The 11,895-nt window shown below is 60.6% G+C and carries 14 protein-coding genes; 5 read left to right on the top strand and 9 right to left on the bottom strand.

Translation table 11 applies throughout. From position 1 onward, the window contains the following. Positions 1-23 precede the first annotated feature (23 nt). Both ACFWYE_RS02690 and ACFWYE_RS02685 read left to right on the top strand, forming a co-directional pair. Positions 24-1,025, top strand: coding sequence for an aldo/keto reductase (locus tag ACFWYE_RS02690; protein ID WP_379109420.1), 1,002 nt, complete (start codon positions 24-26; stop codon positions 1,023-1,025). Between the two features lie 117 nt (positions 1,026-1,142). Next, entirely contained in the window at positions 1,143-1,481 is a 339-nt protein-coding gene (locus ACFWYE_RS02685) for a TIGR01244 family sulfur transferase (protein ID WP_379109418.1), read from the top strand. Positions 1,482-1,627: 146 nt separating this feature from the next. On the opposite strand, the gene ACFWYE_RS02680 is transcribed toward ACFWYE_RS02685, so the two are convergent. Then, positions 1,628-2,836, bottom strand: coding sequence for an MFS transporter (locus ACFWYE_RS02680; protein ID WP_379109416.1), 1,209 nt, complete (start codon positions 2,834-2,836; stop codon positions 1,628-1,630). A gap of 156 nt (positions 2,837-2,992) precedes the next feature. Between ACFWYE_RS02680 and ACFWYE_RS02675 the strand changes: the two genes are divergently transcribed. Further along, entirely contained in the window at positions 2,993-3,895 is a 903-nt protein-coding gene (locus ACFWYE_RS02675) for a LysR family transcriptional regulator (protein ID WP_379109414.1), read from the top strand. A 173-nt stretch (positions 3,896-4,068) separates the two neighbouring features. On the opposite strand, the gene ACFWYE_RS02670 is transcribed toward ACFWYE_RS02675, so the two are convergent. Further along, positions 4,069-4,539, bottom strand: a complete 471-nt coding sequence (locus tag ACFWYE_RS02670; RefSeq protein ID WP_379070536.1) for an Lrp/AsnC family transcriptional regulator — start codon at positions 4,537-4,539, stop codon at positions 4,069-4,071. A 121-nt stretch (positions 4,540-4,660) separates the two neighbouring features. Here ACFWYE_RS02670 and hppD point away from each other — a divergent pair, with 121 nt between their 5' ends. Continuing rightward, positions 4,661-5,773 carry a 4-hydroxyphenylpyruvate dioxygenase gene (hppD, locus tag ACFWYE_RS02665; RefSeq protein WP_379109413.1) on the top strand — a complete coding sequence of 371 codons (1,113 nt, stop codon included), beginning with the start codon at positions 4,661-4,663 and terminating at the stop codon, positions 5,771-5,773. A 33-nt stretch (positions 5,774-5,806) separates the two neighbouring features. Here the strand turns inward: hppD and ACFWYE_RS02660 are convergent, their stop codons facing one another. From ACFWYE_RS02660 to hmgA, 5 genes are all read right to left on the bottom strand, one after another. Beyond that, entirely contained in the window at positions 5,807-6,343 is a 537-nt protein-coding gene (locus ACFWYE_RS02660) for a DinB family protein (protein WP_379109411.1), read from the bottom strand. A gap of 42 nt (positions 6,344-6,385) precedes the next feature. Continuing rightward, complete coding sequence (locus tag ACFWYE_RS02655) at positions 6,386-6,853, bottom strand: hypothetical protein (protein WP_379109409.1); 468 nt, start codon at positions 6,851-6,853, stop codon at positions 6,386-6,388. Positions 6,854-6,870: 17 nt separating this feature from the next. Further along, a complete protein-coding gene (locus ACFWYE_RS02650) occupies positions 6,871-7,884 on the bottom strand; it encodes a fumarylacetoacetate hydrolase family protein (protein WP_379109407.1) in 1,014 nt (337 codons plus the stop codon). A gap of 10 nt (positions 7,885-7,894) precedes the next feature. Next, positions 7,895-8,248, bottom strand: a complete 354-nt coding sequence (locus ACFWYE_RS02645; RefSeq protein WP_379070522.1) for a DUF1428 domain-containing protein — start codon at positions 8,246-8,248, stop codon at positions 7,895-7,897. Between the two features lie 84 nt (positions 8,249-8,332). Continuing rightward, on the bottom strand, positions 8,333-9,646 hold the full coding sequence (hmgA, locus tag ACFWYE_RS02640; protein ID WP_379109405.1) for a homogentisate 1,2-dioxygenase: 1,314 nt from the start codon (positions 9,644-9,646) through the stop codon (positions 8,333-8,335). A 95-nt stretch (positions 9,647-9,741) separates the two neighbouring features. On the opposite strand from hmgA, the gene ACFWYE_RS02635 reads away from it, so the two are divergent. After that, positions 9,742-10,266, top strand: a complete 525-nt coding sequence (locus ACFWYE_RS02635; protein WP_379109404.1) for a MarR family winged helix-turn-helix transcriptional regulator — start codon at positions 9,742-9,744, stop codon at positions 10,264-10,266. Here ACFWYE_RS02635 and ACFWYE_RS02630 read toward each other — a convergent pair. Together ACFWYE_RS02630 and tdh are read right to left on the bottom strand one after the other, a co-directional pair. Beyond that, complete coding sequence (locus ACFWYE_RS02630; protein WP_379070514.1) at positions 10,193-10,696, bottom strand: HPP family protein; 504 nt, start codon at positions 10,694-10,696, stop codon at positions 10,193-10,195. The two genes, ACFWYE_RS02635 and ACFWYE_RS02630, sit on opposite strands and share 74 nt — an antisense overlap. 154 nt (positions 10,697-10,850) lie before the next feature. Further along, complete coding sequence (gene tdh / locus ACFWYE_RS02625; RefSeq protein WP_379070511.1) at positions 10,851-11,885, bottom strand: L-threonine 3-dehydrogenase; 1,035 nt, start codon at positions 11,883-11,885, stop codon at positions 10,851-10,853. Positions 11,886-11,895 lie beyond the last annotated feature (10 nt).

The following is an 11,895-nucleotide window of genomic DNA, read 5'->3' as shown; positions in this document are numbered from 1 at the left end:
GGCTCAACGCAAAAGGAATGGCCATGCGCGAACATACTCTTGGAAGAAACGGACCCATCGTGTCCCGCCTGGGACTTGGCTGCATGGGCATGTCGGATCTCTATGGTCCGACGGACCGGGCAGAAAGCCTGGCGACATTGCATGCCGCATTGGATGCCGGCGTCACACTGCTCGACACCGGCGATTTTTACGGTATGGGTCACAACGAAATGCTGATCGCCGAAGCGCTAGCCACGCGCAGCGCCGGCCCGGTGATGCTCAGCGTCAAATTCGGCGCACAGCGCAGTCCCGACGGAGGCTGGCTTGGCTTCGACACTCGACCAAATGCAGTCAAGACCGCGGCGGCCTACAGCCTCAAGCGACTGGGGGTCGAGGCGATCGACGTCTACCGGCCGGCGCGGCTCGATCCGAATGTGCCGATCGAGGAAACGATCGGCGCCATCGCCGACCTCGTCAAGGCAGGCTATGTCAAGCATATCGGCCTGTCGGAGGTGGGTTCCGAAACCATTCGCCGTGCCGCCGCCGTGCATCCGATTGCCGACCTGCAGATCGAGTATTCGCTGCTGTCGCGTGGCATCGAGGATGGCATTCTCGACACGTGTCGCGAACTCGGCATCGGCATAACCGCTTACGGCGTCCTGTCGCGCGGCCTGATCAGTGGCCACTGGGACAAAGCCAGAGCAACGGCTGGAACCGATTTCCGCAGCCATAGCCCGCGATTCCAGGGCGATAATCTCGATCGCAACCTCAGGCTGGTCGACGCGCTGCGCCGGGTTGCGGAAGCGCGTAATGCCAGTGTCGCCCAGATCGCAATCGCGTGGGTTCTGGCACAGGGAGACGATATCGTGCCGCTGGTCGGCGCCCGTCGGCGGGATCGTCTTGCGGAAGCACTTGGCGCGCTCGACCTTGCTCTTTCCGAGAGCGATGTCGCAGCCATCGAAACCGCAGCGCCCAGGGGTGCCGCGGCCGGCCAGCGCTACGCCGAACATCAGATGGCGATGCTGGACAGCGAAAGGGCCGCCTAGTTCGCCGGGCAGCGCCGGTCGGAAAGATCGCCGCTGCCCCAACAGGCGAAGGTTGCAGCCCAACGCGCGGGATGGCATGACAGGCGCAACATCCCATCCCGCCCCCGGAGCCGCCCCATGAACATCCGCCAGATTTCCGACGCCTACTCCGTCTCACCGCAGATCAGCGTCGAGGACGTCGCGGCAATCAAGGCTGCCGGGTTCAAGAGCGTGATCTGCAACCGCCCCGACAATGAAGACCCCGGCCAGCCGAGTGCTGGCGAGATCCAGGCCGCCGTCGAGGCCGCGGGGCTTGAATTCCGCTGGGTACCGGTCATCAGCGGCCAGATGACCGCACAGAATGTCGACGACCAGGCCGAAGCTCTGGACGCCCTGCCCGGACCGGTTTTCGCCTATTGCCGCTCAGGCACGCGCTGCACCAATCTCTACGCTGCCGTGCAGCAGTCGAGGGGCTGACACCCAAACCAGATGGTCTTGCGGGTCCCACCCGTGCAAGACGTGGGTTTACGGATCCTCTGTCGGGGGCTCCAAGTGCCGCCGAGGGATACGCCCAAAGCGATTGCCTATTCCTGCAGATGTGTACGAGCGTCTTCGCATGTTTGTCAGCAGGCGCGCGACAATGCCCTGTTCATTGCGAACAGCACTCCGACAAAAGTGAAGACTAGAATCGCGAGGGCGATCAGGGGAAAAGCACCTGTACCGGTGCGGTCAAGCATGACGCCCCCAACGACACCGCCAGCCGCAACTGCCGTGTTCCAGCCGGTGGTGTACATGGCCTGGGCCACGTCAACAGAACTGCCGGCGAAGCGAGACAAAGCTGTCTGCGTGATCGTCGCGAAGCCGCCGACGGCCAGCCCCCAGACGATGACGATGGGATAGATCATCTGCGCAACGTCACCCCAGAAGGCGAGCAGCACAGCAGCGACCGCGAAGGTCAGGACACTTGCCAAAGCAAGGGATTGGAGGCGGCGATCCACAAGAGCGCCCACGACCCACAAGCCCGCGATGGACCCTAGGCCGAAAATGAACAGGATGACATCCACGTTCGCCGACAGACCGGAGGGTTGAAGCAAGGGTTCAATGTAGATGTAAAGAATGTTGTGGGCGACGACGAAAGTGAAGACCACGAACATGACAGCCCGAATGCCGGTCGTCAGAAACACGCCGATCAATGACTGACGCTGTTCCCTCGTCTGGCCAGCAAAATCCGGCACGACAGCGATCACCCATGCGATCAGCACCAGCGACAGAACGGTCATCAAGCCGAAGGCGCCTTGCCAGCCGATGATCCGGCCGAGCAATGCTGCAAGCGGAACGCCAAGCACCAGCGCAATGGCCGCACCAGCGCCCGAGATCGCAATCGCCCGCCCACTCAAATGGGATGGCGACATGCGGACCGCATAGCCAGCCAGCAACGACCAGACGATACCGCCCAGGACGCCCGCGAAGAAACGGGCCACCATTGAAATGGTATAGTCATCGGACAGCGCCGTGACGAGGTTGACGACGGCAAAGCCGGAAATTGCGACGAGCAGAAGAGGACGACGACGCATCCCCTGCGTCAGAAAGGTAACGGGAATGGCAGCGACAAGCGCGCCCACTGCGTAGGTGGTGATGAACTGACCCGCGAGGCTTTCGGACACGTTCAGACCTTGCGCGATAGAGGAAAGCAGGCCGGCAGGCATGATTTCGGTCAGAAGTGTAATGAAGGCGGCTGTCGCGAGTGCGAGCAGCCCGCCGAGTGGTAGACTTTGCGGCGATGTTGCAGAAGCATCGCGACCGGCTGCGCCAGCATTCGATGTCGATGTCATTGAGCAAACTCTTCTGGTGTTGTGCAAGACAGCGCCCACCTCCGCATCCGAACGACACGGGTGAAGCGGCTCGCCTTCTCCTCGTGGCAAGATAGGCGCTTCATGAGTCCGGAAAAATTGGATGCAATTCCTATCACTTGTGAATATTTGTCGTGCATGACGAAGGCGATGAACCAGCTCGGGGCGTTGAGCGCATTTATCGAAGCAGCAGATGCCGGAGGGTTCACCGAGGCCGGTCGCCGTCTCGGCCTTTCTGCCTCTGCTGTCAGCAAAGCGGTGATGCGGCTTGAGGAACGGCTGCGCACGCGGCTTTTTCACCGCTCCACGCGCAGCATCACACTCACCCCCGAAGGACGTCTGTTTCTGGAACGGTGCCGGCGGATCGCGGCGGAGATGGAAGCAGCGGAGCTCGACCTTGCACAGCTTCACGATGCTCCACGCGGCAAGCTGAAGTTCAGCCTACCGTCCGCGGGCATGCCGTTCATGGAGCAACTGGCAGAATTCCAGAAGCGCTATCCCGACATCGAGCTCGACATGGACTGTTCAGATCGGCTGGTGGATGTGATCGACGAGGGGTTCGACGCGGTGCTGCGAACGGGCGATGGTTCAGATTCACGCCTCATGTCGCGTGTCATCGGCACCTACAGGCAGATGATCGTCGGAGCGCCCGACTATCTGGAACGGCGCGGAACTCCCATGACGCCTGACGACCTAAGCGAGCATAGCTGCATCATGTATCGATCGCTGGTCTCGGGGAAACTCCTGTCCTGGCGTGTCGTTTACAATGAAGAATCCGTAGACCTCCCTCTGTCGCCTACAACCGTCGCGAATGCACTGGAGCCGCAACTTGCCTTTGCCCGCCAAGGTGTCGGGCTCGCCTGCCTGCCGGATTTCACCGTGCGGGACGACATCGATAGTGGCAAGCTGGTGACGGTGCTCGATCGCTATCTCACGGGAAGAACGACGTTCCGCGTGCTATGGCCGTCGAGCCGCCATCTGTCCCCGAAAGTTCGCGTCTTCGTGGATTTCGTTGCCGAGAACCTGCTATCGAAGCGATGAAAGTGGGAAGTGTTCGCACTTTTCAGGAATGTAATTGCTCAGGAATGTAATTGCGCAACTCTTCGCGCTTACCTGCCCGCAGTGCGGCAGAAATTCAACCGGCTCCGGCTCGTCAGTGATCGGCAGAAACACGACAGCCGTTGTCGGGAGAGCCGGCTCGCGGCTTTCCTGGGTCAGATCGGCAACGCGCCGGTCTCCTTCAGCGTCTCCAGAACGATCGCCGTTTTTACGTGTTGCACGGATTCGTGCGGCAGCAGCTCGTTGTTGACGAATTCCGACAATGATTTCAGGTCCGGCGTGACCACTTTGAGAATATAGTCCATCTCGCCGGTCAACGCGTGCGCCTCCTGCACCTCTGGCAGCCGCTTGACCAGTTCCGCGAAGCGGCGGGCATTGTCGCGGTTGTGGGTGGCAAGCGTCACGGTGATGACATTGACCAGCGAAAAGCCCAGCCTGTCGCGGTCAAGCACGGCCTGGTAGTTGCGGATATAACCTTCCTCCTCCAGCCGTTGCCGTCGGCGCGAGCATTGCGATGCCGAGAGGTTCACGCGCACTGACAGGTCGTTGTTCGTAAGCCGCGCATCACCCTGCAAAAGAGCCAATATCTTGCGGTCAAAATGATCAATACGCGCGATTTCGGCCATATGACCCCCAACTATGCACAAAGCTCGCATATTATGATCCGCACAGACGCCCGAATGCAAGCACCGTGCGGGTGGTCAGGCATATACTCGGCGTAACTGGAGACGAACCGGAGGATTTGCCATGGGTCCCTTCCCGCACGACGCACCGCCCGCCACCATCAGCGAAGCCAATCCCGCCGGCACCGACGGTTTCGAATTTGTCGAATTCGCCCATCCGGAACCCGAGAAGCTCGCCGAACTGTTCACCCGCATGGGCTACACGAAAGTCGCCACCCACAAGACCAGGAATATCTCGGTCTGGCGTCAGGGTGACATCAACTACGTCCTCAATGCCGAACCCGGCTCGCATGCCATGAAGTTCGTCGATGAGCACGGCCCATGTGCTCCGTCGATGGCATGGCGCGTGGTCGATGCCAGGCACGCTTTCGACCACGCCGTTTCCAAGGGCGCCACGCCCTATGAAGGTACCGACAAGGCACTCGATGTTCCCGCCATTGTCGGCATCGGCGGTTCACTGCTTTATTTTGTCGAGAAGTACGGCGCCAGGGGTTCGACCTACGACGCCGAATTCGACTGGATCGGCGAACGCAATCCAAAGCCGGCCGGCGTCGGTTTCTATTTCCTCGACCACCTCACCCACAATGTCTACCGCGGCAACATGGACAAGTGGTGGGATTTCTACCGCGATCTGTTCGGGTTCAAGCAGATCCACTTCTTCGACATCGACGGCAAGATCACCGGCCTCGTCAGCCGCGCCATCACCTCACCCTGCGGCAAGATCCGCATCCCGCTGAACGAATCCAAGGATGATACCAGCCAGATCGCCGAGTATCTGAAGAAGTACAGGGGCGAAGGCATCCAGCACATCGCGGTCGGCACCGACGACATCTATGCCGGCACCGACAGGCTGGCCGACAACGGGCTGAAATTCATGCCCGGCCCACCGGATACCTATTACGAGATGTCGCATGCCCGTGTGAACGGCCATGACGAACCGATCGAAAGCATGAAGAAGCATGGCATCCTCATCGACGGCGAAGGCGTGTTGAATGGCGGCATGACCAAGATCCTGCTGCAGATTTTCTCCAAGACCGTGATCGGCCCGATCTTCTTCGAGTTCATCCAGCGCAAGGGCGACGAGGGCTTCGGCGAAGGCAATTTCCGCGCCCTGTTTGAATCGATCGAGCAGGACCAGATCAAGCGCGGCGTGCTGAAGGTGCAGGCTGCCGAATAGTCAGACCGTAAACCGGCTCACAGGTCGAGCGCGTCAGAGTCCCAGGCGCTCGACCTCCTTTTTCCTGAGCTTGATGTCGTAGTCGAGCAGGAATTCGTCGAGTTGCGGCGGCTTGACCAACGTGCCGGACAGCATGGCGTGCACCTGCCCGCGGTGATGGATCTGGTGCAGGAACAGATGCGCCAGCAGGTCGCCGATACGCTCCGGGATGATGCCGTCGTCACCCCGGTCGGTTGATACGCGCCGATCAGGGTCGGATTGGGTCAGGTCTTCGCAAAACGACAACAGCCGCCGGTCGGTCTCGGCCTGGACCGCAGCCAGCCTGTCAGGCGTCTCGAAATCCGTCCAGCCGTCAAAGACGGCGAGGCCGACGCCACCCTCTTCCACCATGTCGAGATAATAGAGATCGACCGACAGCACATGGTTCAGCGTCGCCCTGATCGACGGAAAGAAGCTGGCGCGGTCAGCCCCGAATTCGCCAGGTTTGAGAGCCGTCACGGCCCGATAGAGGCGGTCGTTGGACCAGAGATTGTTGGCGGCCATCCGGCGAAGATGATCGAGTAGCTGCATCACTCAAATCCGTGCATCTGGAGCCCGGCCGTCAACGTCAGGCTATTTAGCCGACAGCTCGCTGTTCACACGCTGCTGTATCTTCGACTGCATGTCCTGCATCGTCGTGCCGAATCCCGCAAAGTATGCCGCATTGAACGACTTCAGCTTGCCCATGATCGACACCGCTTCGGGCGTACTGTTGAACTTGATCAGAGCTTCGAGTTCCGCCACCGTATAAGTCTGGCCCGCGGCCTGGATCATTGCCTTTTCCATCTGCGGCCTGACGGCGGAAATTTCTTCGCTGACAATTTTCGCCAACCGGTCACGTTTGTCCTGCGGCAAGGCATCGCCGCCCATCGCAGCCATCATCGGGTTGACGAAATCCGGTCCAAGGATGGAATCCAGCATGTTCTGCAGCGCCGGCAGCTTCATATAGCGCTCGGCCAGCGCAGCCGTTTCCTGCTGCGCCAGCGCGGGCGTCAGACCGAGAAGCAGGATCGCGACTGCCGGCAAAAACCGATTGCGCATTCCGCTTCCCTTTCTGCCTAGTGCTCGTATTTTTCCACCTTCTGCTCGATGGCGCCGAAGATCGAATGCCCGGTCTTGTCCTTCATCTCGATGCGCACCGTGTCACCGAAACGCAAAAACGGGGTTTTCGCCTCGCCACTCTCGATGGTCTCGATCATACGCTGTTCCGCAATGCAGGAATAGCCGGAGCCGCCTTCAGCGACAGGCTTGCCCGGACCACCGTCCTTCTTGTTGGAAATCGTCCCCGAACCGATGATCGCGCCCGCCGAAAGCGGCCTGGTCTTGGCTGCGTGCACGATAAGGGCCGGGAAATCGAAGGTCATGTCGATGCCGGCATTGGCGCGGCCGAACGGCTTTCCATTGAGATCGACGCAAAGCGGGAGGTGCAGCTTGCCGCCATCCCAGGCATCGCCGAGTTCATCCGGAGTAACCGTCACAGGCGAAAACGCCGAGGAGGGCTTTGACTGGAAGAAACCGAAACCCTTGGCGAGTTCCGGCGCCGTCAGCGCCCGCAGCGTGACGTCGTTGACCAGCATGACCAGCCGGATCGCTTCACGCGCCTGTTCCTTGTCTGCTCCCATCGGTACGTCGTCGACGATGACGGCGACCTCGGCTTCGAGGTCGATACCCCAGGCCTCGTCAGCCATGTGGATCGGATCTCGCGGCGGGACGAACGCGTCCGACCCGCCCTGGTACATCAATGGGTCGGTCCAGAAGCTTGCCGGCATTTCGGCGTTGCGTGCCTTGCGCACCAGTTCGACGTGATTGACGTAGGCCGAACCGTCGGCCCACTGGTACGCACGCGGCAGCGGCGAATGAGCGTCGTGCTCATGGAAGCGCTCCGAAGGAACCGAACCGTGCTCGAGCGACTCCGCCAGCGCCGCCAGATGCGGAGCGATGCGACGCCAGTTGTCGAGTGCCGCCTGCAGTGTCGGCGCCAGAAACGAAGCATCGGTCAGGCGCGTCAGATCTCGGGACACGACGACAAGCTTTCCGTCGCGTGTCCCGTTCTTCAAGGTGGCAAGCTTCATTCAGTTCCCCTTATCGTTCCATGAAGACTTTGAACCCACCATAGATCAGCCGTCTCATATAGGCAGGCATATTTTGCATGCCCGGCTGCATACGGGGGTCCGCCATCACTTTCCCCATCACCGCGTCGCGATGCTCGCGCGATTTGTAGGTGACGTAGGAAAATACAATTTTGTCTCCCGCTTCCTTCTTCACTGCAAGCGGGAAAGAGGTGATCTCACCATCCGGCACATCATCGGCTTCGGCTTCAACATAGGACAAAGCGCCGTGCTCCATCCAGACGGTCGCGGCGAGATCGACGTTCTTTCGATATTCCTCCCACTCCGCCTGCGGTACCGGCAGAACAAAGCCATCGACATAGGTCATGATCCATCTCCTCTAGGGGTTTTGACGATCATAGGACGAATACGAGCCGCCGTTTCCGACAACGGAGACGAATAAATTGACTCGCTAGCTCCAATCCCCTTCCGGCGTGCCGTTGAAGCGTTTCCTCAGGTCCTTCCAGCAATCGACATAGTCTTCCTGCAGGGTCGGTAGCTCCGCGCCATAGCGGCTCAGCATCTGCGGGAAGCGCGTCTCGAACATGAATGCCATGGTGTGGTCGAGTTTCACCGGCTTCAGTTCGACCTTGGACGCCTTTTCGAAGCCGGGAGCATCCGGGCCATGCGCCAGCATCATGTTGTGCAGGCTCATGCCTCCCGGAACGAAGCCTTCTTCCTTGGCATCGTACTGGCCATGGATCAGGCCCATGAACTCGCTCATGATGTTGCGATGGTACCAGGGTGGACGAAAGGTGTTCTCGGCCACCAGCCAGCGCGGCGGGAAGATGACGAAGTCGACATTGGCGGTGCCTTCCTCGCCGCTCGGCGCCGTCAGCACCGTGAAGATCGACGGGTCCGGATGATCGAACAGGATAGCACCGACCGGCGAAAAAGTAGCAAGATCATACTTATACGGCGCATAGTTGCCGTGCCAGGCGACAACGTCGAGCGGCGAATGGTCAAGTTCCGTGGCGTGGAATGAACCACACCATTTGACGATCAGCCGGCAGGGCTCTTCCTTTTCCTCGAACCATGCGCAGGGCGTCTTGAAGTCGCGTGGGTTGGCCAGGCAGTTGGCGCCGATCGGGCCGCGGTCCGGCATGGTGAACTTGGCACCGTAGTTCTCGCAGATATAGCCGCGCACTTCCGGATCGAGCAGCTCGACCTTGAACACCAGTCCGCGCGGCAGAACACAGATCTCACCGGGCCGCATCTCGATGACGCCCATCTCAGTAATGAAATTCAGCCGGCCGATCTGCGGCACCACCAGCATCTCGCCATCGGCATTGAAGAAGTGGTCGTCGACCATCGATCTGTTGGCGACATAGATATGCGCCGCCATGCCGCTTTGGCCGAGCGCATCGCCGGCCGTCGTCATGGTGCGGATGCCGGCGATGAAATCGGTCGGCTCCTTCGGCATCGGTGTCGGATTCCAGCGATATTGGCCAAGCGCCAGTTCATGGTCGCCGACATTGGGGGCAGTCTTCCAGAACGGATAACTCGCGGCCTTGAAGCGTCCGGTGTGCTTGACGCTCGGCCGGATCCGGTAGAGCCAGGAGCGCTCGTTCGTGCCGCGCGGCGCGGTGAAGGGCGAGCCCGACAACTGCTCGGCATAAAGCCCATAGGCCGGCCGCTGCGGTGAGTTGCGCCCCTGCGGCAGCGAACCCGGCAGCGTCTCGGTTTCGAAATCATTGCCGAAGCCAGGCATGTAGGAAAAGGCCAAGGCATCCTCCCTTGATTGACCAAACTGGTTACATCTGTAACCATTGAAAATGTAACTATCAACGGCACGGCCACCACCGTTGAAGCTCAACCGAAATGAGCACCATGGCAAGCAAAGAAGACATCCTCGAACTGGAAACTTTCCTGCCCTACCGGCTTTATCATCTGGCCGATCTGGTCAGCCGCGAGTTCGCTCGCATCTACAAGGACCGCCTTGGCCTGACGCGCCCGGAATGGCGCACCCTGTCCGGGCTTGGTCAGCGCGGGTCGATGACTGCCAAGGAACTTGGCGAACAGTCTGCAATGCACAAGACCAAGGTCTCGCGGGCCGTGGCCGAACTGGAGCGACGACGCTGGCTGACCCGCACGCCGGACGAGAAGGACCGGCGCATCGAGCACCTGGCGCTCACCAGAGCAGGCCTTGCCGCCTATTGCGACATGGTACCGCTGGCGAAGACGTTCGAACGGGAATTACTGTCGCGGATCAAAGAGCCTGGGCGCGGAGCAATGACTGCGGCGCTGGACGCAATTGAGGCCGCCCTGTCCCTCACTCCACCCGGCGCGGATAATGAAGACGCGGCGGCAGGCGGTGATGGACGACGCCGAGCCCGACGAGACTGATGGAGCCGATCAGGATCGTGCCGAACAGAGACGCGCTCTGCAGCGGTGCAGCGAGCGCAATCAATGGCACGGCGCCGGCAGGCGGATGGGTGACGCGCAGCATCGACATCAGGGCGATCGCGAGGCCCACGGCCAAGGCTGCAACTGTCCAGCTTCCCGGGAGCGCCAAGGCAGCCCCGACACCAACGATCGTCGCCAGAAGATAGCCCCCGAACACGTTGGCCGGCTGCGCCAGCGGGCTGGCCGGCTGGCCAAAGATCAACACCGCCGTAGCGCCAAGTGGCGCCAGCAGCAGTGGCAGATCGGTCAGCGCGGCGAGGCCGCCGACCGCGCCGATGCCGATGACGGCACCAATGCCGGACTTGGCGTGCGAGAGCGCATGGCTGGAAGGCTCATGGCGCGCGGTGAAGGAGCGGATGTGGCGGCGCATCGTCGGAATTCCGGCTCTTACACATCACCCCGAGCATCATTCCGATCCTCGGGGCGAGAGCTTGCACAAGAAAGTTGCCTGCATTAGCAAATCAGCTTGCGGCACGGCAACAAAACTTATTCGAAAAATATCCACCAGCAAGAAAATTTTTTTCCTACCAGTCCATGACCACCTTGCCGGAATTGCCGCTGCGCATGGCATCGAAGCCTGACTGATAATCGTCGATGCCGATACGGTGTGTGATCAGCCCGCTGACATCGAGCGGCCCCTGCACCAGCGCGATCATCTTGTACCAGGTCTCGAACATCTCACGGCCATAGATGCCCTTGAGATGCAGCATCTTGAAGATGACCTTGTTCCAATCGATCTCGAAGCCGGTCGGAGCGATACCGAGAATGGCGATCTTGCCGCCATTGTTCATGGTGTCGATCATGTCCCGGAAGGCAACGGCCGAACCGGACATCTCCAGCCCGATGTCAAAACCCTCGGTCATGCCTTCGTCGTGCATCACGTCGCGCAATTTCTCCTTCGACGCATCCACGACATGACGCACGCCCAGCTTCCGGGCCAGCGCCAGTCGGGTCGGGTTGATGTCCGTGATCACGACCTTGCGCGCGCCGACGCATTGCGCCACCAGTGCGCCCATGATGCCGATCGGGCCAGCACCAGTCACCAGCACGTCCTCACCGACCAGATCGAACGACAATGCGGTATGAACCGCATTGCCGAGCGGATCGAAGATCGCCGCGATTTCATCCGGAATGTCGTCGGGGATCGGTACGACATTGTGCTGCGGGATGGCGACATATTCGCCGAACGAGCCAGGCCGGTTGACGCCGACGCCGAGCGTGTTGCGGCACAGATGGCCCCTGCCCGCCCGGCAATTGCGGCAATGGCCACAGACGATGTGGCCTTCGCCCGACACGCGCTGGCCGACCTTGTATTCGGTCACTGCGGAACCGACATCGGCAATGGTGCCGACGAATTCATGTCCCGTCACCATCGGCACCGGCACCGTCTTCTGTGCCCACTGGTCCCAGTTGTAGATATGGACGTCCGTACCGCAGATCGCTGACTTCTTGACCTTGATCAGCACGTCGTTGGGGCCGATCTCGGGAACCGGCACGCGTTCCATCCAGATTCCCGGCTCGGCCTTTGCCTTCACCAGTGCGCGCATCATGTTGGACATTCTGTTCTTC

Source organism: Mesorhizobium sp. NPDC059025 (assembly GCF_042739655.1).
GTDB lineage: Bacteria > Pseudomonadota > Alphaproteobacteria > Rhizobiales > Rhizobiaceae > Mesorhizobium.
The sequence above is the reverse complement of the archived record's forward strand: the minus strand, read 5'-3'. Positions and strand labels throughout refer to the sequence as shown.